We start from the raw sequence: 22,563 nt of genomic DNA, 5'->3' as shown, positions 1-22,563 counted from the left end.
CAATAATTAAACGAATTCTTTGATGAAAAAGGTTTTTCATAGTGTTGCCTTTATGTTATTGTTACTTTTATCAATTTTTGGTTTCGGACAAGAAAAAGTTTCAAATGATCCAGATTTTCTATTAAAAGAAACATTGTACAAAAAGTATAAGAAAGAAATACAAGCATATGATAAAAAAGAGTTTGAAGATTTGTTTTTTGAATATTTCCAAAAGCATAATGATAAGAATTTGACATTGACCAAAGAAGAATATTATACTTATACTATCAAAATAGCTGCTTATTCCGAGAGATTAGGACTTTTGTATAAAGAACAAAAAGAAGATTCACAGCGAACTAAACAAGTATGGTTTGATAAACGATATTCAGATTATTTAGTATTTAAAAAGCAATAATTTTGAAAAAACTTTTAACCCTATTTGTTGTTTTACTTTTACAATCTTGTCAATACTTTGAGAAGAAAGTTCCTTCTGAACAAGAATTGTTAGAGAAAGGGATGAAGGAAATCAATTGGAAAGAAGTAGATGAATATCCATCGGTGGTGGATTGTGAAAAGCTGACAGATAAAGAACTACAGAAACAATGTTTTTTTGATTTTTTAACAACAACTATTCAAGAGAAGTTGGCTGTAGATACACTCTCTAACATGTTTCCTCAACTGGATACAATTGAAGTGAAAGTTACTGTTTTCCCTAATGCTATGCTGCAATTTGAACCTCAATTTCCAAAGGATTCTGTGGCGTATGATACTATAAAGATTGATAGTATTCTTCATGCTCGATTGGTGGATTTTCCTAAAGTGAATCCTGCTATTAAACGAGGTATTCCTGTAAAAACTCAGTTTGTGTTGCCTGTTATTATTAAGCAGGAGTAGTTACTTCTTAAACGTTCTCCCTTTCCAAGAAAAACTTCCAAATAAAGAGTAAATCCCAACCAAACTACTGTAGAAAGGGTAAAGCAAACTCGAAGCCAAAGGCAACAACCATTTTCCTTTCAGCAAGTACTTGTTGGCTTTATAAAGCAAGGCGTAATCAACGCTATATTTAACTAAAAATAAGACGAGAAGTATTTTCCAATTATAACAACTACAAACCACAAACCATAAACCAACAACCAAACTCAGGTTCATAAACAATACTGCTACAGCCAAGAATTTGGCATAATTGCTTTTGTAACTACCCGTTTTACTTGCCCAACGAACACGTTGCATGAAGAGTTGGAACAAATCGTTTTCGGGTTTTGTTTTTACAATGGTTTCGGTATTTTTTATATAATGCACTTTTTCTGTTCCAAAGTCTGGAGATTGCACTGCTTTTTGTAATAGGAAAACATCGTCGCCACTTGCCATTTTGTTGTTTCCATTGAAACCATCAAGTTGGCGGAATAGTTTTTTGGTATAGGCAAAATTAGCGCCATTGCACATAAAAGGTTTTCCAATGCCAAAACTGCCAATGGTTGTTCCTTGCAAACTCAGCAAGTCGAGTTGTTGAAACTGATGGAACCAGTTGTTTTTGGTTTTATACACAACTGCTCCAACGATCATTTCAACTTCATTATTTTGGATGTAATTATCAATGGTTAGCAACCAGTTTTTATTGACTGTGCAATCGGCATCGGTGGTGATAATCCAGTCGTGTTTAGCAATGGGCATGGCTCTGCCGATAGCATCTTTTTTGGGAGAATTGGACAAGCGAAGATTTTCCAAAAGCGTTGTATCAAGGTATTCATGTTCCAATCGCCAACGAATGCAAACTCGCTCTGAACTATCCGTAGAGAAATCATCAACCAATATGACTTCGATTAATTTATAAGGATAATTAAGTTTTGAAAAGGATTGTAAAAGTTTGGGTAAATTTTTTTCTTCGTTTCGAAAAGGAATGATGATGGTGAATGCTGTTTTTGGAGAAACATTAGTTCTCTTAAACGATTTTACTTTATCATAACCCAAAATTAATTGGATAATGAAAACGCTATAGATTACTAAAATCAAGCAAAGAGTAATTGTAATTAGTTCCATTTTGGTTTAAATTTTAAGACAAAATAACTTCCGATAACAACTGGCAATACAACGTTCAAAAACCACATTAGTGTAGAAATGAAAACTACAATCCATTCATTAACATCTAATTTTCCGAAGAAAAAAACAGCGACACTTCCTTTTACGGCAAAGTCCAAAAACTGAAAACTCGGTAAAGACGAAGCCAAAAAATAAACCGTTGCAATGGTTGCCATCATCGTTAGATAGGGTAAATCTACATCAAAAGCCAGAAATAAAAAATAGTATTGATGCGAAAAAACCAAGTAGCGCGCTAGAGCAAGTATATTATTTTTGGCGTGAATTTCTTTCGGGATTTCATTTAATTTTATAAAAAGCTTTTCAATGGAATAGCCTTTTATTTTTATCGATTTAGTAAAAAAAGAAATAGCCCAAATAATTAGAAAAGCTACTATTAAAGTAATGGCATAGTTTTCATATCCAAGAAGAAACAAGCCAATAGTCCCAAAAACAATGGTCAATAGCATTTGAATTCCGTTGCAAATTAGATTTAAGAAAATGATTTTTTTGGTTTTCTTTTTGTCAAAATACAATGCTTTTCCGGCGTATTCACCTAAACCGTTTGGTGTAAAAATTCCAGCGGTTAATGCACCAAGCACTTGTTTTGTAGACTCGCCAATGGTTATTGGTTTTATAAAACGAACTAGATTTTGCCACTTCAGAATTTCCAAATACCGATTGGCAACACTAAAGGAAAGCAGAAATAGAATTCCCCAAAAATTAGCTTTTTCTTTTACTAAAACTGTGAACTTTTTCCAATCCAATTGGTCGTTATGGGCTAATTGATCATAGATAAAATAAAATGCACCAGATACAATCAAAAGTTTGACCAGAAAAACGACGAATTGCTTAGCTTTGTGAGGAATTGAAATCATTGTTGCAAAGAAACAAAACTTTGAACTTGAAACTCGAAACCTGAAACAAAAAACTTTTGGCAAACGAACGCATCATATTAGGAATTGACCCAGGTACAACCATTATGGGTTTTGGATTAATTAAAGTAGTCAACAAAAAAATGGAATTTATTCAGTTGAACGAATTGCAACTATCCAAATATGACAATCATTACCAACGATTAAAACTCATTTTCGAAAGAACCATCGAACTCATTGATACCCATCATCCAGATGAAATTGCGATTGAAGCACCGTTTTTCGGAAAGAATGTGCAATCGATGTTGAAACTCGGAAGAGCGCAAGGAGTTGCAATGGCAGCTGGACTTTCACGAGACATTCCAATTACTGAATATGAACCTAAGAAAATAAAAATGGCAATTACCGGAAACGGAAATGCCAGTAAAGAGCAAGTTGCCAAAATGCTACAACAACTTCTTGGTTTAAAAACATTACCAAAAAATCTCGATTCTACTGATGGTTTGGCAGCTGCGGTATGTCATTTTTTCAATTCAGGGAAAACCGTTGGAGAAAAAAGTTATACGGGTTGGGATGCTTTTGTGAAGCAAAATGAAGAAAGAGTAAAGAAGTAATGTCAGGCATCTATATTCATATTCCTTTTTGCAAACAAGCTTGTCATTATTGTGACTTTCATTTTTCGACTTCAATGAAAAAGAAAGACGAAATGGTTTTGGCTTTAGCCAAAGAAATTGGTTTGCGAAAAGACGAGTTCCAAGATGAAGTTGTTGAGACAATTTATTTTGGTGGTGGAACGCCTTCGATATTGCAGATTGCTGATATTAGATTTTTGATTGATGAAGTATATCGAAATTATAAAGTCATCGAAAATCCCGAAATTACCATTGAAGCCAATCCTGATGATTTAACAGAGGAACGAATTATCGAATTATCACTCGAGTGGCAAAGCCCGAACAGAGCGAAGCTAAATAACCGAATTAACAGATTAAGCATAGGAATTCAATCATTTTTTGAAGATGATTTGAAGATGATGAATCGTGCTCATAATGTGGATGAAGCCAAAAAATGCCTAGAAATTGCAACGAAGTATTTTGATAATATTTCTATTGATTTGATATATGGTATGCCCAATATGAGTAATGAGAAATGGTTGCAAAACATTGAAACTGCTTTGTCCTTTAATGTGCCACACATTTCGAGTTATGCTTTGACAGTGGAACCCAAAACGGCTTTGCATTCTTATATTAAAAAAGGAATTATTCCTCAACTTGACGATGACAAAGCGCAAAAACACTTTCATTTATTAGTCGAAAAATTGGAAGAAAATGGCTTTATCCATTATGAATTGTCCAATTTTGGGAAAGAGAATTATTTTTCTAAAAACAATTCGAGTTATTGGTTGGGTAAAAAATACATTGGCATTGGTCCATCGGCACACAGTTATGATGGAATTTCAAGAAGTTGGAATGTGTCAAATAATTCTATTTATTTGAAATCAATTCTGGAAAATCAATTGCCTTCAGAAAGCGAAACGTTATCAAAAACGGATCGATATAATGAGTATGTAATGACAGGTTTGCGAACGATTTGGGGCATTTCTCTGGAAAGAATTGAAAACGAATTTGGGAAAATCTATTTTGATTATTTGAACCAACAAGCGGAGAAATATATCGAAGATCATTTGCTTTTTGTAGATGACAACATTTTACGAACTACCAAAAGTGGTAAGTTTTTGAGTGATGGAATTGCTTCCGACTTATTTTTATTAAATTTGGAATGAAATTGGAACGCTGACAAAACGGATGCAAGCAATGCTGATAAAATCTGTTAAACTCCGCGTTAGAATATCCTTAAACTCCGCGTTCAATTATGCTAGCAATAATCAACAATAAATATCAGATAGACTTATCAAAACCTCTTGATATTTCCATTCCATTATCCAACACAGATGAAAATCCAATTGCGTGGTATTTAGAAAGACCAGTAATTGAACCGGTGAAATTTGGTGATTGGGTTGGAAAAGTTTCTGAAGGAAGTTCAACCAATTTTAACAATATTTTTTTTAATCCACATGGTCATGGAACTCATACAGAATGTTTGGGTCATATTACTCGAGATTTTTACAGCATCAATCAATGTTTGAAGCAGTTTTTCTTTACTGCCGAATTGATTTCAATTGAAACTGAGAATATAAATGGAGATTTAATTATCACAAAAGAACAAATCGAAACAGTTTTAAACGGTAAAACTCCTGAAGCAATCATTATCCGAACAGTACCAAATTTAGAAAGTAAAAAACATAAAAACTATTCCAAAACTAATCCTCCATATCTTTCAGAAGAAGCGGCAATTTTTATTCGCGAAATAGGAATTCAACATTTATTAATTGATTTGCCAAGCGTGGATAGGGAAGAAGACGAAGGAAAATTATTGGCACATAAAGCTTTTTGGAATGTAAAAGATGTCAATAATCTTAATGTCGATGCGCGTTTGGATTGTACGATTACAGAAATGATTTATGTTTCAGATGAAATTCTAGATGGAAGTTATATGCTGAATTTACAAATCGCTTCTTTCGAAAATGATGCTTCGCCAAGTAAACCAATATTGTATAAAATATGATTATGGTTTCAACAGATAAATCAAAACTTGATGTATCATTCATTCAAAACTTTTTGAAAGATGTATATTGGGCTGCAGGAAGAACGATAGAAGAAGTACAAACCACGATTGATGCTTCATTTTGCTTTGGAATATATTTGGATAACAAACAAATTGGTTTTGCTCGAGTTATAACTGATTATGTTGTTTTTGCTTATTTGATGGATGTTTTTATTGATAAAAATCATCGTGGCAAAGGTTATTCATCTATTTTGATTGAAGCTATGATGAATGAACCTCAATTACAACAAGTAAAAATTTGGAGATTGGCAACTTCTGATGCTCATTTTTTATATGAAAAATTTGGATTCACACTTTTGGCATATCCAGAGAAAATGATGGAAAAAGTAATTAAACAATGAACATTCAACAGCTATATGAATTTTGCCTTTCTAAAAAAGGAGTTACGGAACATTTTCCTTTTGATAAAGATACTTTAGTGTTTAAAGTTGGTGGGAAAATGTTTTGTTTGGCTTCATTGAAAGACTGGGAAAGTGGCAACCCAACGATTAATGTTAAGTGCGATCCAGCATATGCACTAGAACTTCGTGATAAATATGAAAGCGTCACTCCAGGTTTTCATTCCAATAAAAAACATTGGAATACAGTTTTTGTCAACAAAGAAATTGAGGATAAAAAAATGTTACACTTCATCAATCATTCCTATGAATTGGTTGTGGCTGGTTTACCAAAAAAGCTGCGAGATGCTATAAATGAATTAAAAAATTAGATTTTATTAAGTGAAATTATAAAATTCAAAAACCGATTGATAAAAATTCAGTCGGTTTTTTTTATTGTGTTTGTGTAACATAAGATACTTTCTATATCTAGTAGGTGTTGTAATTTTATACTGTTAAAATCAAATATCATGACAACAACAGTAGTTATAGGAGGAAGTTTTGCTGGAATGACAGCAGCACTCGAGATCAAAAGAAAAGGGAAAAATGAACATAAAGTAATATTGATTGATAAATCACCTTTGTTTTTATTCATTCCGTCATTAATTTGGGTTCCATTTGGAAGAAGAGATATAAAAGATATTTCCTTTAAAAAAGAAGAAATTCTAACCAAAAAAGGAGTTGATTTTGTTCATGCCGAAGCCTTGTCTGTTGACACAGAAACACAGATTGTAAAAACAGACAAAGGAGATTATAAATACGATAACTTAGTCGTGGCAACTGGGCCAAAAGTAAACTTTAATGTTGCGCCAGGAGTTGCAGAATATTCACATTATGTTGGAACTCCAAACGGTGCAATGAAATTGAGAAGCGCATTAGAAGAATTCAAGAAAAATCCTGGACCAATTGTTATTGGAGCAACCCAAAATGCAGGTTGTATGGGTGCAGCTTATGAATTTTTATTTAATGTTGAAAAATGGCTTCGTGAACAAAAAATTCGTAAAAAAGTAGATTTATATTGGATAACTCCAGAAGATTATTTGGGACATTTCGGAATTGACGGAATGCCAATGGGAGAAACAATGCTCAAAACATTTATGAAAATGTTTAATATTCATTACAGAACACAAGTAGGTGTAAAAGAAGTAACTGCTGATAGTGTTATTCTTTCAACAGGTGAAGTTCTTAAAAGCAGTTTAACGCAATTAATGCCACCATTTATCGGAGTTGATTTTGTGCAAAATTCACCATCATTAACACCAACAGCCAATGGTTATATTCCAGTAGAAGACAGTTACCAACACAAACAACTTAAAAACGTTTTTGCAGCAGGAATTGCTGTTCAGGTTGATTTGCCTTTTACTTGCAAAAATATTCCGTTTGCAGCACCAAAAACAGGCTATCCATCAGATGAAACAGGTAAAATTGTAGCCGAAAATATTATTAGAATTGCCAAAGGAAGAACCGATTTAAAACGAAAAGCTTGGGGTGAAATTCCTGGATTGTGTATCATGGATGCCGGAAAAAAAGAAGTGCTTATTTTCTCTAATCATCTATTCAAACCAAGAACTTTTGCGATAATGATTCCAAATGTGATTTATGATTTTAACAAAGTGCTTTTAGAAAAGTACTTCATATGGAAAAGTAAAAAAGGATACGCTTTCTTGCCTTAAGTTTTGATAAAACCCTGTCAAAGTTTCAAACTCTGACAAGGTTTATTTTTACATTGACTTCTTCTGCTTTTCTAAAAATCCATCGGCTTGAAGTTTCAGCAATTCGATGGCGCCTTTTTTCTTGTAGTTGTATAATTCCTTATCATCTCTGATGTCAGCATAGACTTTATCATAAATTGCTGCATCAGTTTTCTTTTGTAATTCGCTTTGATAACGGTTTTGTTCGATTACATTTTTAACACCCATTTCTTTATCTTCTTGTTTCAAATCATATTCACCTTTTGGCGATAATAATTTGGCGATAATTGGCGAAGTTTCTATGGCTAAAAACAATAGCATAATAAATAATGATGGTAACCAAGGCAGTTTGTTTAAGGCATTTATCCGAGCCATTAAACCATCAAAACTGTCAATGATAGGTTGAGTTTCGGTTACTTTTTTGTCTAAATCTGCTTGAAGTGTTTTGGCTCTTGCTTCTTTCTCAGCAATGATTTTTGAGTTGGTAATTTTCAACGAATCCAATTGTTTCGCAGCTAAATCATGAGCAAATCTTTTCTCTTTATAAATTGGTCCTTTCCCCAATTTTTTGGTTCCTGCACTTCCTTCGGCTTCGGTGATATAAGAATTGTATAGCGATGAAACTTCTTTTTCTTTAGTAGAAATAGATGATTTCAAACTGTCGATTTCCGCTTTGTTTTTATCGACATCAGTTTTGAAATAATTGGCAACTTGATTTTTATTGGCAATAGCCAATTCGTTTTTTTCTTTTAGTAAAACTGTATTGATTTCTTTTTCAAAAATTTTGATTTCTAATGGTTTTGAAATTACAATTGCAATAATAATTGCCAATACAATTCGAGGCGAAGCTTGGATAAATTCGTCTAAAAAACTATCTCTTTTTTTGATGGTAGAAACTATAAATCTATCGAGATTGAAAATTAAAAATCCCCAAATTAGTCCAAAGAAAACAGCCGTATATATGTTGTCAAAAACCGTAAAAAGCGCATAACTACTAGCAATAAATGCCATAACTGCGGTGAAGAATACTGTGGCTCCAATGCCAGCATATTTGTTTTGTTCGCCGTTGGAACAAGAGTTCACAATGTCACTATCGACACCAGAACATAGGAGGAAAAAACGTTTTAACATGATTGATTGATTTTTTGATTTGATGATTAATACAAATATAACGCCAAAAGTTATAGCTTATTGTAACGTGTTGATATTTAACAAAAAAACCCGCTTGATTAGAGCGAATTTATTTAACGTCTATCTCTGAAATAAGCACTCCACTTTCATAGTATTTTAATTTTATTAATTTTCCTGATTCGTTATACATTTTCCATTCATCAAAATAAAACCAATGTGCTTCTTTAGCATTGGTTTCTAATTTAGTGTTTCCTTCGAGGCCAATTTTCCCATTTTCATGGAAAAAAGTAACATGACAAATCACAGCTCTATACTTTTCTATTTTGTATAATTTTTTATTCTTAAAAGTTTTCCAAGTTTTTACTTCTTCTCCTTTTTTGTATTTTTCTACGTGTTTGTATATGTCATTGTTTGTAGTGTCAATTAAAACCCATTTTCCTTCTTTTTTTCCATTAATTGTTCTGTTGGTTTTGCAACTGCTAAGGAAGAAAAAAATAAAAAGAGATGATAAAAGGATAAGTCGTTGTAAATTCATTTTGAGCTATTGATAAAAAAAATCCGTTTATTTTAAACGGATTTTTTAAAGGTTTATTACATTTTTATTTACTCAACTCCACAAAATATTTATAAAACAAAGGAATAGTTTCGATACCTTTTAGGTAATTAAAAATTCCGAAATGTTCGTTTGGTGAGTGAATAGCATCGCTGTCTAAGCCAAATCCCATCAGAATTGTTTTTGATTTTAATTCTTTTTCAAACAACGCTACAATAGGAATACTTCCACCAGAACGAACAGGAATAGCAGGAACACCAAAGGTTTCGGTATACGCTTTATTTGCTGCTTTGTAGCCAATGCTGTCGATTGGTGTTACATAACCTTGTCCACCATGATGTGGCGTTACTTTCACTTTTACCGATTTTGGCGCAATACTTTCAAAATGATTTTTGAATAATTCAGTGATTTCTTCCCAATCTTGATTTGGCACCAATCGCATTGAAATTTTAGCAAAAGCTTTACTTGCAATCACAGTTTTTGCACCTTCGCCAGTATAACCGCCCCAAATTCCATTTACATCCAATGTTGGACGAATGGAGTTCCTTTCGTTGGTTACATAACCCGTTTCTCCATAAATATCGGCAATGTCTAATGCTTTTTTATAATTGTCTAAATTGAAAGGTGCTTTGGCCATTTCTGCTCTTTCGGCAGCAGTCAATTCTTCTACTTTATCATAAAATCCTGGAATGGTAATGTGATTATTTTCATCATGAAGCGATGCAATCATTTTGGTCAACACATTGATAGGATTGGCAACGGCACCACCATATAATCCTGAGTGTAAATCACGATTTGGACCTGTAACTTCTACTTCTACATAACTTAAACCACGTAAACCTGTTGTAATTGATGGTTGTTGATTTGAAATCATTCCGGTGTCAGAAATTAAGATAACGTCACAAGATAATTTCTCTTGATTGCGTTCTACAAACCAACTCAAACTTTTGGAACCAACTTCTTCTTCACCTTCAATCATGAATTTCACATTACAAGGTAAACAATTGTTAGCAATCATATATTCAAATGCTTTGACATGCATGTACATTTGTCCTTTGTCATCGCAGGAACCACGAGCAAAAATGGCACCTTCAGGATGAATTTCGGTAACTTTTATAACAGGTTCAAATGGTGGTGAAGTCCAAAGTTCCATTGGATCTGGCGGTTGCACATCATAATGTCCGTAAACCAAAACGGTTGGTAAATTAGCATCGATGATATGTTCTCCAAAAACGATAGGATAACCTGGTGTTTCACAAATTTCTACGTGTTTGCAACCTGCTTTTTCCAAGCTAGATTTTACAGCATTAGCAGTGTCAATTACATCTTGAGCATAAGCGCTATCGGCACTTACGGAAGGGATTTTAAGAAGTTCAATTAACTCATTAATAAAGCGTTCTTTATTTTGTTGAACGTAATTTTTTATATTGTCCATGGATAAATTTTTGATATGTATCAAAAGTACAAAAATCAGTTGTTATTTTTTTAAATATTTTCCTTTGAAAGTTTGAAGTTATGATTATATTTGCAATCACAATTTTTGCGGGTATGGTGAAATTGGTAGACATGCCAGACTTAGGATCTGGTGCCGCAAGGCGTGTAGGTTCGAGTCCTATTACCCGCACAGAATAGCTCTAACGAAAGTTAGGGCTTTTTTATTACCTTTTATGCTCTTCCAAAAACTATTCTATTTCACTTGTAGAAAACCTATTTGAGTTAGTTTTTATTTTTATTTTATCCATTATTTTATAGAGAAACTTCCACTTAAGTTTTTTATCTAGTAAAAATTGCTGTTTATCGTTTATATTGTAGATTTAATTTACATTATACTACTTTTGATTTGTTGCAATCTACTTAAAAATCATTTTAATGAAAAACAAGTCACTTGGGATATTAATATTATCATTATTAGGTTACTTTTTAATAGTATTATCAATCTTTTTCTTGTACCAAGGAATTAATTCAACACGTGAAGAAGTTACAGAAACTAAAAAAGAACTAGAAAAAGCTAAAAAGAAAATCGAAAAGCTAAGTAATGAATTAGTTGAAAAAAAAGCCTCACCAACAAAAGCGTTAAGTACTGTTTTTCCCAAGTCTGATCAGTTTGCTGCGATGTTAGGCAACAATGTTCCGTTAATTGAAATCACAGATTTAGATTTATCCAATAATAATAGAAAAAGTAAAAAATCAGGTAAGTTATTGACTTATCAATTTCGATTTTACATATTCAACGTTGGGAAGAATTCGCTGAAAGATGTAATTGTTTCTGTTAAAGATATTTACAATGATCCCAGAAAAATTGAAATGAAAAGCCGAACTATCGGTAATGTAGAGGATGAAAGCGTAGCTGTTAATAATTTAGAAATTGGGACATTTGAAAATTTTAATATTAATACCTTAAACTTAAAATCACGACGATTGGTTTATGCCAGCACAATGACTACAGCCTATGGTGAAGATGGCTATATTTTTAATGTAATTGTAGAATGGAAATGTGGATTTTATCAATTTCAGGTCAAGATTAATAAAGTTAATGGCAAGCTCAATTATTTTTATGAGTATTTTGATATTAATGGAAAGTCAATTGATTTCGACAAATTAAAAAATGGCATACTGAAATAAAGTATCCTTTTATAATGACCTGATATTTTTTGGTTGATAATGTGTTTAAATATTATGGTTATCACCTGTAAAACCTTTTTAAAATTGCGATATTTTTACAACACTATCAATTAATTACAGTATTTATTCTACTGAAAGAGAAACCTTATGATAATAGCGTTTTTAGCGTTTTTTGGATTTGTATTACTAGCATTATCAGTTTACCTTCTTTATAAAAATGAGAATAGTGCTGTGCCAGCTTCGAAGTTAAAAGAATTAGACGAAGCAATAAAACAAATTGAAGTACTTCATGCCGAAATTGTGGAAAGAGATAAAGTGGTTGAAGTTGCCGAGCAAAATATCAGAAAATTAAAATCGGCACCAATAGGTTTAACAACAGGGCAAAATTTACCAATTATTGAAATTGTCAATAATGATTTAAGCGAAGACACTGCCATGGATGAAGGTGATAAAAAAGTCCATAGATTAATGTATCATCATCAAATTCGATTTTCGTTGTTAAATGCTGGTAAAAGCTCTTTAAAAGATGTTATTTTTTCCATAAAAGATGATTACAATAGTAATAAAGAAAAGAATAAAAAATCGAAAGCAAAGGTAAGTGTTGACTATCTGGGTAAAAAAGTAGATAACGAAGAAATAGGTGCTTATCAAAATATTGAGGTAAATGTTCTGAATTTAAAATCAAAAAAATTGCTTTACACCAGTAATTTACCTGGTAGTTTTGGTATTGGAAATTATCAATATCACATTATTGTTGAATGGAGTCAGGGTTTCTACCAAATGTTTTTAAAAATAGAAGAACTTGACGGGAAATTAAAATACCATTATTCGTTTTATGATGTTCATGGGCATGCTATAGATTTCTCTAATTTAGAAAAGAGTATTACAGATTAAAAAAAATGCCTCTCGTTGGAGAAGCATTTCTAACTTATTTTCCGGTCGCAATCCAGTTATTAATTTTCTTTTCTAATAATGCCAACGGCATAACTCCTGATTCTAAAACTTTTTGGTGAAAAATTTTGATGTCAAATTTGTTTCCCATTTTGTCTTGCGCTTTTTGACGCAACTCCACTATTTTTAACTGACCAATTTTGTATGATAATGCTTGTCCTGGCCATGCCATGTAACGCTCAATTTCAGCAATAATACTTGACTCGCTTTCAGCTTCATTTTCTAATGAATATTTAATAGCCTGTTCGCGTGTCCAACCTTTTGAATGTATTCCAGTATCCACAACCAATCGAATAGCACGATGAATTTCATTGCCCAACATTCCAAAATACTGATAAGGATCAGTATATAATCCTAAATCTTTCCCTAAACTTTCGGTATATAATGCCCAACCTTCACCATAAGCGCCAAACCAATTGTATTTTCTAAAATTGGGTAAAGCGGCATTTTCTTGTTGCAACGAAATTTGGAAATGATGACCAGGAATAGCTTCATGCAAAAACAAATCTTCATCACCATAATAATTATATTGTGTAACATCAGGAATAGGAACGTAGAAAGTTCCTGGTCTTGTGCCGTCTGCTGATCCTTGAACATATTCTGCACTAGCAGTTTTTTCCCTAAATGCTTCCGTTCTTTTTATAATGAAAGGAGTTTTTGGTTGTAATGAAAAAAACTTGTCCACATTAGGTTTTATAATTTCGTGAATTTTTTCAAAATTAGCTAGGACTTCTTCTGGTTTTTTAAAAGGCATTAACTCTTTTTTATTTCTTACATGATCAAAAAATTCAGTTATAGATCCTTTAAAACCTACTTGGTCTTTTACCTTTTCCATCTCAGCTCTAATTCGAGCAACTTCTTTCAATCCTAATTGGTGAATTTCATCCGGAGTTTTGCCGGTTGTAGTTTGTTGTTTTACATATATTTTATATAAATCATTTCCTCCTTTTATACTTCCGATGCCACTTGTTGTTCTGCTTGCAGGAAGATATTCGGTCTTCATAAAGCTTATAAATTTCTGAAATTGTGGAATGAGTTTTTCTTCAATGGCTGTTGCATATTGTTTTGAAAATGTATTTTTTCGTTCCGCAGTAAAATCAGCGGGGAATTTTTTACAGCTAGAATAAAACAAATTATCTTCTACTTTTGGAGTAATTATTTCTTCAAATTGTGGAATAATTTTTATGGTCAATGCTTTTGGTAAAACCACTTTTTCTTTTATTCCTTTTTTCATATACACCATAGCTGAATCAATCCAAATTGCATATAAGTCAATTCTTTTCAAGAAATTTTGATAGTCTTTCTCTGTTTTAAAAGGTTGCGCACTTTCAGCACTTGCAAACTGACCCATCGTTAAATGTGTTCCATCAAACTGGTGAATAGGCATTAAGTTTGTATTTTGCTCTAATAATGAAATCCCAATTTCAGATTCCCATTTTATGATGTCATAACTGATCTTTTCTTCAACGCTAAGTTGTGTGGTATCAATACTTTTTAAATCGGTTATATATTTTTCAAAAAAGGTTTTTCTCTTTTCTCGGTAGGAGTCAGTCATCTCAAAAACTAGTTGGTCGTTGTATTTTTCTTGACCGTTTAGCGTAGCTTCCAATGGGCTTAATTCATTTTTACCATCAAAATAAGAATCGGTGAGTGCTTTGAAATCTTGTGCTTTTTTTTCTGATTTACAGTTAATGAAAAGCAATGATAAAAAAATCATCATTGAAAATGGGATTACTTTTTTCATATATAAATTTGTTTTAGAGTTGTAAAGCTATACTATTTTTTGAACTATTAAATATAAATTGATAATTATCCATGATATACTCTCGATGCCATAATCTTTCCTTCTTTGATTTCTAATACTTCGGCCACGAGCATTTCATCTTCATTTGCTACTGTTCGAATGTATTCCATAAAAACCCTATCAGCATTGGATGTTAACGAGGTTACTTTATAATGTAATGTTGGCAAACGATCAAAAGCATCTTGCCACCACGAACGCAAAGCGTCTTTCCCAATTACTAAACCATTAGTTTCGGGATGACGAATTTTTAATTTGGGACTAAAATGTTTTGCTTCATCATCGTATAATGACAACAATTTTTCAAGATTATGAGCATTGAACGCTTCAAACCAAAGATGAGCAATTGATAAATTTTTTTCTGTTGACATAGTTTTTTAAATAAAAAATCCTCGCGTTCAAACAAACTTGAGGATTTAATGATTGTAAATATATTGTTTTTTATACGTTTTTCAAATTGATGATTTCTTGCTCGGTTAAGAAACGCCAATTACCACGTGGTAAATTCTTTTTGGTTAAACCAGCAAAAGCAACGCGGTCAATTTTTATAACATCATATTTAAAACTTTCAAATATTGAACGAACAACTTTCACGTTTGGAGTTCTTAATTTCAAGCCAATTTCAGTCTTAGGTTCACCTTCAACATAGGATATTTCATCTACATAAAGCTTGTGTCCATCTAATGTTACACCATTTGAAATTTTTTCTAAATCTTCAAATTTCAAATTTTTATCTAATGAAACTTGATAGATTTTTGCAGATTTTTGATTAGGTAAACTGAATTTTCTAACCATATCAGTATCGTTAGTAAACAACAATAAACCAGTTGTGTTTTTATCCATTCTGCCAATAGGCTGGATGTTTGCTTTGGTGGCACCACGAACTAATTCCAACACATTTCTATGATCAGCATCGTCTTCATTTGAAGTGGTGAAGTTTTTAGGTTTGTTCAAAACGATGTATTCTTTGCGCTCTGGTGTTAAAACGGAACCATCAAAATTTACCACATCACCAGGTTTCACTTTGTATCCCATTTCAGTAATTACCACATTATTCACTTTCACATTTCCTGATTGGATGTAGATATCAGCATCACGACGAGAACAAACACCCGAGTTTGAAATGTATTTATTCAAACGAATATCGTCTGATTTTAATGGTTTTGAAACATTATTTTGTGCTGCCTTTGGTGTTCTTGATACACGACCAGGCGTTGCAGATTTCTTTTTATCTGTTGCAGACTCTGTAGTTGGTTTCACTTTTTTTGGCCCTTGTGCTCTTTTTGCCATAGCAGGTTTTGGCTTATTAGAACTTGGTCGCGAACTATTTGGTCGTGAACTACTTCTTTTATTGTTGCCTTCCTTGTTATTCATAAATTCTGTATTTACTTCGTCATTTCAGCCATTTTGGCCCTGAATGTGCAAAGATACGTTTTTTAGAAGCTATTTCCAGCTATCGTAAACATTCACGATAAAAATCGGGAGATATCTCCCGAAACATCGGGACTATCTGGCTAAAGATTGTAGCGTTAAAACTTATTTTATGATGACAGTTTCTATAACTTTTTTTCCGTGTAGCAATACACTCGGGTCAATAAGTACAATGCAAAATACACCCGAAACGACAAGAAATTTTAGGATATTGTGTAGTTTTAAGTAATCAAGTTTGGAATTAGATTTCCACAACATTTGTAAAAAGAAAATTAGAATAATCAAACTAATGTAGAAATAAATGTCCATATAACCTACTTCAAAAATTTCAACCAAAAAATAGATTGGGATAATTGTAGAAACCGTTAGAAAAGTGATTATTTTTTTTGAAATATTTTCGCCATACAACACTGAAATGGTTTGGTAATTATTGGCAATATCTCCTTTTATATTTTCTAAATCTTTTATCATTTCTCTAATCAAAAGCAATAAAAAGAGGAAAGTGGCATGAGCAAAAATTTGAGGATACAAGTTTTTGTAATACAATAAGATGGCAAAAAAAGGCAAAACTGCTAGAAACGAAGCGGTCAAATTTCCAACAACCACTATTTTCTTTAGTTTATGAGAGTAAAACCAAATCAAAAAGATATAAACCGAAAAAAACAATACGGCTCTAAAGGAGACAAAAAAAGCTAACAGAAAAACAATAAAGTTAATGCTAAAATAGACTTGAAGCTTCGTTTGTTGTCGCACCAATCGGTCCAATTGTGATTTGTTAGGACGATTAATAAGGTCTTTTTTGCTATCGTAAAAATTATTGATGATATAGCCGGATGCAATAGTTAAACTGGAGGCAATGACAATAATAAAAAGATTGAAATCTAACAGTACATCAAGCGCTCTTTTCTCGGGAGCCAAAATAAAAATAGCAGAAAGATACTGAGCCAGTGCAATTATAGGAATATTGTACCCACGAATAACTGAAAACATACTGAAGATTTTCAGTAGTAACAGTTTGGTTTTTCGGCTTGCCATTTTAGGAAATTAAAATTGGTAAACCACTTCTAATTCATAGTCTTTCAAGGATTTTTTTGCTTTCTCTAAATCTTCAGTGAAACCTAGAATATAACCGCCACCACCAGAACCGCAAAGTTTTAAGTAGTAATCGTTGGTATCAATTCCATGTTGCCAAATTCCATGAAATTGCTCGGGAATCATAGGTTTGAAATTATTCAAAACCACTTTAGATAATTGTTTAGTATTGACAAATAAGGATTTCATGTCGCCACCTAAAAAACTTTCCACACAAGCATCAGTATATTTTATAAACTGCGATTTTAGCATGTTTCGGAAACCTTCTTCTTTAAGTTTTTCCATAAAAATGTTTACCATTGGTGCAGTTTCACCCACAATACCTGAGTCTAATAAAAACACAGCACCTTTTCCAGTGGCACTTTGAGATGGAATTCCGGTTGCTTCAATATTATCTTTTGAATTGATAAGGATTGGAATGCTCAAATAACTATTTAATGGGTCAAGACCCGAACTTTTTCCGTGGAAAAAAGATTCCATTTGAGAAAAAATAGTTTTTAATTGCAATAGTTTTTCACGAGTTAAATTTTCTAAAACTGTGATTTTATCATTGGCGTATTTATCATAAATAGCAGCAACCAAAGCGCCGCTACTACCAACACCATAACCTTGAGGAATACTCGAGTCAAAGTACATACCACGTTCCACATCAGTTTTTAAAACTTCCATATTGAAAGTTACTAATTCGGGTTGGTCGTTTTGTAATTTTTCTAAATAAGTAACAAATCGTTTCAGACTTGCATTGGATTCGATGGCGGCTGAAGAAGGATTTTCATTCACTTTCAAAGCGCCGTTGTAAAAATTGTAGGGAATTGATAAACCTTTAGAATCTTTGATAATTCCGTATTCTCCAAAGAGAAGAATTTTTGAGTAAAATAATGGTCCTTTCATAGATTTTTAATTGCTCCTGTTCCAATAGTGTCACAAATATAGTTACCATTTTGACAATAGCCAACTAATTCGTCCTTAATAAATTGCAATACTGTTTCTCTAACGTTTTCGGGATACAAAACATGTACGTTTGCTCCTGCATCCAATGTAAAGCAAACAGGAATTTTCGTTTCGCTTCTGAATTTCCATATTCTATTGATGATTTCCAATGTATTTGGTTTCATTAGTATAAAATACGGAAGTGATGTCATCATCATAGCATGCAAAGTCAGCGCTTCACTTTCAACAATCGTTATAAACTCTTCCAGATTACCAGTTTCTAAAACAGATTTTATTTTGGATAAGTTTTCGTGTGCTTGCGCAAATCGTTGTGTTGCAAATGGATGATTGTGCATTAAATCATGACCAATAGTACTCGAAACTTGTTTTTCGCCTTTGTCAACTAATAGTATGGTGTCTTGATAATTTTTAAAATTATCATGGAGTTGTAAAGGGAATTCAACTCCAAATAAGTCTGAACTTCCGTTAATTTCTGCATGTTTTCCCCAAACCACAACACTTCCCTTAACACTTCTACACGCACTTCCAGAACCTAATCGTGCTAGGAATGATGCTTTTTGAAAAAAGAATTCTTCAGTCATTTCTGGATTTAGTAGTTTTTCTAAACTCATAATATTCATGGCCAACGCCGCCATTCCTGATGCAGAAGAAGCAATTCCAGAACTATGCGGAAAAGTGTTTTCAGTATCAATAGTGAAATGAAATTCTGTAAGATAGGGACAGTATTTTTCTATTCGCTCAAAAAACTTTTGAATTTTGGGCTTGAAATCTTCTTTTGGTTTACCTTCAAATAGCAAATCAAATGAAAATTTCTCCTTTGTGGCGCCAATTGTAATAGTGCTGTTTTTTTTGGTAAAGGAAAGTTTGGTAATCGTTTTACAGTTATTCAATGTAAAACTAATCGAAGGATTTGCAGGAATTTGATTTTTCTTTTTGCCCCAATATTTTACTAAAGCAATATTACTTGGTGCACTCCATTCAAAATTTTCATTGTCTATGGTGTTAGAAAAATTGGTGAAGACAAAATCCTTTTCGGAAATCATAAGTTTGAAATTTTAAGCAAAGATACTTTTTTTATAAAAAGATTGATAGTTTGTTTAGTATATTTGAATAATATTTAAACATTATAAAAATGCAAAAGATTTTAAGGATAGCCGTCGTTGTTTTTACCTGTGTAGTCATTGGGTATTTATCGGGAATGGTTACTCGAGACAGTATTACCACATGGTATCCAACATTGATAAAACCAGTTTTTAATCCACCTAATTGGATTTTTGGACCAGTTTGGACCATATTATATATCATGATGGGTGTTGCTGGAGGAATGATTTGGAATCGTATCGATACGGATGAGGAAAATGTAAAAAAGGCATTTAAAATTTTTGTTTTCCAGTTAGCTTTAAATGCACTTTGGTCTTATCTATTCTTTGGTTTGCACAATCCATTATTGGCTTTAATCGAAATTATTTTGCTTTGGCTATTGATTTTTGAAACTTATAATCAGTTTAAGAAAATTGATAAAGTGGCCGGAATGTTATTACTTCCTTATTTGGCTTGGGTAAGTTTTGCTACAGTTTTAAATGGAAGTATTTGGTGGTTGAATAGATAGTTAAGAAGTAAGAGATTGGGCCACAATAAATCCACTCGTCCAAGCATTCTGAAAATTAAAACCACCTGTAATAGCATCAATATTTACAATTTCGCCAGCAAAGAAAAGATTTTGATGTAACTTACTTTCCATCGTCTTAAAGTTGATTTCCTTTAAATCAATGCCACCTGCCGTTACAAATTCTTCTTTAAAAGTACTTTTACCATTCACTTGAAATTGTCCATTGGTGAGTTGGTTGCTCAAATCGCTCAGTTGTTTTTTAGTCAAATCTGCCCACTTCACATCCTCCGAAATTCCCGCAGCTAAAACCAAACTTTCCCACAAGCGATTTGGAAATTCAAATGGCGATTTTTTACTCACGGCTTTCTTAGCATGTTCTTGTTTGAGTTCTTTTAAGGTGTCAATGGCTTCTTCAAAAGTGACATCGTTTAACCAATTAACTTCCAAAATAAATTGGTAATTTTTCTCAAAAAGTTCCCGTGCACCCCAAGCCGAAAGTCTCAAAATTCCTGGTCCACTCATTCCCCAATGGGTAATTAATAGAGGTCCAACGGCTTCTAGTTTTGTGCCTTTTACTTTCACTTTGGCGAAAGCCGAAAGTCCCATCAAATCCTTAATTCGAGTATCTTTAATGTTAAAAGTAAATAGGGAAGGAACAGGCGAAACAATAGTATGCCCTATATTTTGAAGTATTTCCCAAATTTTAGGATTGCTACCTGTAGTCATAATTAGTTTTTGACACGAGTACGTTTCATGATTAGTTTCCACTTTCCAATAGGCTGATGCTTTAAAAAGGGATTGCACACTTTGTCCTGTCAAAACTTCTATTTTCAATTTTTTAACAGCAGTCAAAAAGCAGTCAATTATTGTTTGGGAACTATCGGTCGTTGGAAACATTCTGCCGTCTTCTTCTATTTTCAATTCCACACCATGTTTCTCAAACCATTCAATAGTATCGCCAGAACAAAATTGATGAAATGGACCGCGCAATTCTTTTTCGCCACGAGGATAAAACTTCACTAAATCATTGGGCACAAAACAAGCATGAGTCACATTACATCTTCCGCCACCAGAAATTCTAACTTTTTCTAAAACATTTTGTCCACGTTCTAGAATAGCTACTTTCAGTTTTGGATTTTTCTCTACAATATTTATTGCCGTAAAAAAACCTGCCGCACCGCCACCAACGATTATAATATCAAAGTTTGAGTTCATATCCTATCTGGAAAATCAGTAATTATCCCGTCAACGTTAAACGATTTCACAAAGATAATGTCTTCAAGCTCATTAACGGTCCATGTGAAAATTTTAAAATGATTGTTTTTCATTTTTTGACAATTTTCAGAGGTCAATAAATGATAATAGGGATGAATGGAATAGGCTTGAATGAATTTTGCGAAAGCTATGGCGAGTTCTAAATCAGTTTCGGTTAAAACACCAATCCGAATTTCATCATCATGAAACCGAATTTCCTGCAAAGCATTCCAATCGAAACTAGAAATCAAGATTTTGACTTTTGAAAAAATATTTGAATCTATTAAATCTAAAACGCTTTTTACAGCTTCAAACTCTTTGATTTCAACATTAATTTCACACTGATTATTGACCAACTGAAATACATCTTGTAGCGTGGGAATGCCAAATAATTGAAGTTCACTTGCAGAAAAACTGGAAACCAGACCAAAGCCAGAAGTTGTTCTATCTATTGTCTTATCGTGAATGACTACTGGAATATTGTCTTTACTTAAAAAAACGTCTAGTTCAATCATGTCGACACTGAGTTGTAAAGCTTTTTCGAAAGAAGCCAAAGTATTTTCGGCTACATATCCTTTTGCTCCTCGGTGTCCAATTTTTATCATTTATTTAATAAGGCATTTGTACGGCGAATAGCTTCTTCATCTTTATAATCCAACCACGCTTGGCCTTTTCTTTTTCGCATCCAATTATCATAATACCGAATGATAGCAACATTTGCAAATCCTTTCATTAAATTACTTGGTCTGCCAGCTAACGAACGTAAAGTCAATGAAAAACCGGGTGTTAGATATTTCATGTAATGCCACCAACCTTCAGGCATATATAGCATTTCACCATGCTTTAAGTTGGTAATATAAGGTTTAACATGTTTTAAAGCAGGGAATTTTTCAAAATCAGGATTTTCAAAGTCTATATCTTCATGGCATAACCAAGAATAGGGAAGACGATACATGTATTTGGTTTCTTTTGGGTCAATTAAAATACATTGTTTTTCGCCTTGAAAATGAAAGTGAAAAAGATTAGGGAAATCAATATCATAATGTATAAAAACTTTTGCGCCTTCACCTCCAAAAAACACTAATGGCAAACTTTTTAATAATCTCGGGCCTAAATCGGGCCATTTCATATCCGCTTTCATGGCCGGAACATCTTTCAATAGATTGTATAAAAAAATACGCAAATCTGTTGGACCTTTTTCAAGTATGTCAATGTACTCAGACATTGTCATCGTAAAATCGGGTTCATTTACTTTTTTAGTATAGTCGGTTTTTCTACTATCATATAACGGAACGGTTTTATCGCCAGCAACTTCTCTAAGAAAATCAAAATTCCATTTCGTAAAAGCAGGCCAATCCTCTATTTGATTAGTAATAACAACAGGTTTTTGAGGTTTATAATAATTTTTTATAAATTCCTCTTTGGTCAGTTTTTCAACGCGCTCAATTTCTATATATTCAAAAGACATAATTTATGTATGTGATTTTTCGT

At 32.7% G+C, this 22,563-nt stretch carries 25 protein-coding genes and 1 tRNA gene; 12 read left to right on the top strand and 14 right to left on the bottom strand.

Annotated elements, in window-relative coordinates:
* The first annotated feature begins 22 nt into the window (after positions 1–22).
* Positions 23–394 carry a hypothetical protein gene (locus ACSVH2_RS00725; RefSeq protein ID WP_438091244.1) on the top strand — a complete coding sequence of 124 codons (372 nt, stop codon included), beginning with the start codon at positions 23–25 and terminating at the stop codon, positions 392–394.
* A gap of 2 nt (positions 395–396) precedes the next feature.
* Positions 397–873, top strand: a complete 477-nt coding sequence (locus ACSVH2_RS00720; protein ID WP_438091243.1) for a hypothetical protein — start codon at positions 397–399, stop codon at positions 871–873.
* Here the strand turns inward: ACSVH2_RS00720 and ACSVH2_RS00715 are convergent, their stop codons facing one another.
* The gene (locus tag ACSVH2_RS00715; protein WP_438091242.1) at positions 874–2,016 is read right to left on the bottom strand and encodes a glycosyltransferase family 2 protein; all 1,143 of its coding nucleotides are present in this window, start codon (positions 2,014–2,016) and stop codon (positions 874–876) included.
* The gene (locus tag ACSVH2_RS00710; protein WP_438091241.1) at positions 2,007–2,930 is read right to left on the bottom strand and encodes a hypothetical protein; all 924 of its coding nucleotides are present in this window, start codon (positions 2,928–2,930) and stop codon (positions 2,007–2,009) included. Before ACSVH2_RS00710 ends, ACSVH2_RS00715 begins: the two co-directional genes overlap by 10 nt.
* A gap of 56 nt (positions 2,931–2,986) precedes the next feature.
* On the opposite strand from ACSVH2_RS00710, the gene ruvC reads away from it, so the two are divergent.
* From ruvC to ACSVH2_RS00680, 6 genes are all read left to right on the top strand, one after another.
* A complete protein-coding gene (gene ruvC, locus ACSVH2_RS00705; protein ID WP_438091240.1) occupies positions 2,987–3,541 on the top strand; it encodes a crossover junction endodeoxyribonuclease RuvC in 555 nt (184 codons plus the stop codon).
* A complete protein-coding gene (hemW, locus tag ACSVH2_RS00700; protein ID WP_438091239.1) occupies positions 3,541–4,707 on the top strand; it encodes a radical SAM family heme chaperone HemW in 1,167 nt (388 codons plus the stop codon). Before ruvC ends, hemW begins: the two co-directional genes overlap by 1 nt.
* A gap of 89 nt (positions 4,708–4,796) precedes the next feature.
* Complete coding sequence (locus ACSVH2_RS00695; RefSeq protein WP_438091238.1) at positions 4,797–5,549, top strand: cyclase family protein; 753 nt, start codon at positions 4,797–4,799, stop codon at positions 5,547–5,549.
* Complete coding sequence (locus ACSVH2_RS00690) at positions 5,546–5,950, top strand: GNAT family N-acetyltransferase (protein ID WP_438091237.1); 405 nt, start codon at positions 5,546–5,548, stop codon at positions 5,948–5,950. The genes ACSVH2_RS00695 and ACSVH2_RS00690 overlap by 4 nt, the downstream gene beginning before the upstream one ends.
* Positions 5,947–6,318, top strand: coding sequence for an MmcQ/YjbR family DNA-binding protein (locus ACSVH2_RS00685; RefSeq protein ID WP_438091236.1), 372 nt, complete (start codon positions 5,947–5,949; stop codon positions 6,316–6,318). Before ACSVH2_RS00690 ends, ACSVH2_RS00685 begins: the two co-directional genes overlap by 4 nt.
* Positions 6,319–6,456: 138 nt before the next feature.
* Positions 6,457–7,659, top strand: coding sequence for an NAD(P)/FAD-dependent oxidoreductase (locus ACSVH2_RS00680; RefSeq protein WP_438091235.1), 1,203 nt, complete (start codon positions 6,457–6,459; stop codon positions 7,657–7,659).
* A 48-nt stretch (positions 7,660–7,707) separates the two neighbouring features.
* On the opposite strand, the gene ACSVH2_RS00675 is transcribed toward ACSVH2_RS00680, so the two are convergent.
* From ACSVH2_RS00675 to ACSVH2_RS00665, 3 genes are all read right to left on the bottom strand, one after another.
* Positions 7,708–8,808, bottom strand: a complete 1,101-nt coding sequence (locus tag ACSVH2_RS00675; protein ID WP_438091234.1) for a DUF4407 domain-containing protein — start codon at positions 8,806–8,808, stop codon at positions 7,708–7,710.
* Positions 8,809–8,917: 109 nt separating this feature from the next.
* The gene (locus ACSVH2_RS00670; RefSeq protein ID WP_438091233.1) at positions 8,918–9,343 is read right to left on the bottom strand and encodes a hypothetical protein; all 426 of its coding nucleotides are present in this window, start codon (positions 9,341–9,343) and stop codon (positions 8,918–8,920) included.
* A 64-nt stretch (positions 9,344–9,407) separates the two neighbouring features.
* The gene (locus ACSVH2_RS00665; protein ID WP_438091232.1) at positions 9,408–10,796 is read right to left on the bottom strand and encodes a dipeptidase; all 1,389 of its coding nucleotides are present in this window, start codon (positions 10,794–10,796) and stop codon (positions 9,408–9,410) included.
* 107 nt (positions 10,797–10,903) lie between these two features.
* Here ACSVH2_RS00665 and ACSVH2_RS00660 point away from each other — a divergent pair.
* The 3 genes from ACSVH2_RS00660 to ACSVH2_RS00650 all read left to right on the top strand — a co-directional run bounded on the left by ACSVH2_RS00660 (position 10,904) and on the right by ACSVH2_RS00650 (position 12,877).
* Positions 10,904–10,985 (top strand) — tRNA-Leu (locus ACSVH2_RS00660).
* A gap of 245 nt (positions 10,986–11,230) precedes the next feature.
* A complete protein-coding gene (locus ACSVH2_RS00655) occupies positions 11,231–11,983 on the top strand; it encodes a hypothetical protein (protein WP_438091231.1) in 753 nt (250 codons plus the stop codon).
* A 147-nt stretch (positions 11,984–12,130) separates the two neighbouring features.
* On the top strand, positions 12,131–12,877 hold the full coding sequence (locus tag ACSVH2_RS00650) for a hypothetical protein (RefSeq protein ID WP_438091230.1): 747 nt from the start codon (positions 12,131–12,133) through the stop codon (positions 12,875–12,877).
* 34 nt (positions 12,878–12,911) lie between these two features.
* Here ACSVH2_RS00650 and ACSVH2_RS00645 read toward each other — a convergent pair whose 3' ends face one another.
* The 6 genes from ACSVH2_RS00645 to ACSVH2_RS00620 form a co-directional block, all read right to left on the bottom strand.
* Positions 12,912–14,678 carry a DUF885 domain-containing protein gene (locus ACSVH2_RS00645; RefSeq protein ID WP_438091229.1) on the bottom strand — a complete coding sequence of 589 codons (1,767 nt, stop codon included), beginning with the start codon at positions 14,676–14,678 and terminating at the stop codon, positions 12,912–12,914.
* Between the two features lie 65 nt (positions 14,679–14,743).
* Positions 14,744–15,106 carry a nuclear transport factor 2 family protein gene (locus tag ACSVH2_RS00640; protein ID WP_438091228.1) on the bottom strand — a complete coding sequence of 121 codons (363 nt, stop codon included), beginning with the start codon at positions 15,104–15,106 and terminating at the stop codon, positions 14,744–14,746.
* Positions 15,107–15,176: 70 nt separating this feature from the next.
* Positions 15,177–16,109: a pseudouridine synthase gene (locus ACSVH2_RS00635; protein WP_438091227.1), complete on the bottom strand. Its 933-nt coding sequence runs from the start codon at positions 16,107–16,109 to the stop codon at positions 15,177–15,179.
* A gap of 162 nt (positions 16,110–16,271) precedes the next feature.
* Complete coding sequence (locus ACSVH2_RS00630) at positions 16,272–17,201, bottom strand: geranylgeranylglycerol-phosphate geranylgeranyltransferase (RefSeq protein WP_438091226.1); 930 nt, start codon at positions 17,199–17,201, stop codon at positions 16,272–16,274.
* 9 nt (positions 17,202–17,210) lie between these two features.
* Positions 17,211–18,149 carry a mevalonate kinase family protein gene (locus tag ACSVH2_RS00625; protein WP_438091225.1) on the bottom strand — a complete coding sequence of 313 codons (939 nt, stop codon included), beginning with the start codon at positions 18,147–18,149 and terminating at the stop codon, positions 17,211–17,213.
* Positions 18,146–19,252 (bottom strand): diphosphomevalonate/mevalonate 3,5-bisphosphate decarboxylase family protein, encoded by a 1,107-nt coding sequence (locus ACSVH2_RS00620; protein ID WP_438091224.1) that lies wholly within the window; start codon positions 19,250–19,252, stop codon positions 18,146–18,148. Before ACSVH2_RS00620 ends, ACSVH2_RS00625 begins: the two co-directional genes overlap by 4 nt.
* An 89-nt stretch (positions 19,253–19,341) precedes the next feature.
* On the opposite strand from ACSVH2_RS00620, the gene ACSVH2_RS00615 reads away from it, so the two are divergent.
* Positions 19,342–19,818, top strand: coding sequence for a TspO/MBR family protein (locus tag ACSVH2_RS00615; RefSeq protein WP_438091223.1), 477 nt, complete (start codon positions 19,342–19,344; stop codon positions 19,816–19,818).
* Here the strand turns inward: ACSVH2_RS00615 and ACSVH2_RS00610 are convergent, their stop codons facing one another.
* From ACSVH2_RS00610 to ACSVH2_RS00600, 3 genes are read right to left on the bottom strand one after another with little or no spacing between them, the layout of a single operon-like run.
* Complete coding sequence (locus ACSVH2_RS00610) at positions 19,819–21,033, bottom strand: NAD(P)/FAD-dependent oxidoreductase (protein ID WP_438091222.1); 1,215 nt, start codon at positions 21,031–21,033, stop codon at positions 19,819–19,821. It lies immediately after the preceding gene.
* Complete coding sequence (locus ACSVH2_RS00605) at positions 21,030–21,677, bottom strand: glycerophosphodiester phosphodiesterase (protein ID WP_438091221.1); 648 nt, start codon at positions 21,675–21,677, stop codon at positions 21,030–21,032. Before ACSVH2_RS00605 ends, ACSVH2_RS00610 begins: the two co-directional genes overlap by 4 nt.
* On the bottom strand, positions 21,674–22,540 hold the full coding sequence (locus ACSVH2_RS00600) for a cupin-like domain-containing protein (protein ID WP_438091220.1): 867 nt from the start codon (positions 22,538–22,540) through the stop codon (positions 21,674–21,676). Before ACSVH2_RS00600 ends, ACSVH2_RS00605 begins: the two co-directional genes overlap by 4 nt.
* Positions 22,541–22,563: the final 23 nt, after the last annotated feature.

Source organism: Flavobacterium sp. RSB2_4_14 (genome assembly GCF_051547085.1).
In the GTDB taxonomy this organism is placed as follows: domain Bacteria; phylum Bacteroidota; class Bacteroidia; order Flavobacteriales; family Flavobacteriaceae; genus Flavobacterium.
The sequence above is the reverse complement of the archived record's forward strand: the minus strand, read 5'-3'. Positions and strand labels throughout refer to the sequence as shown.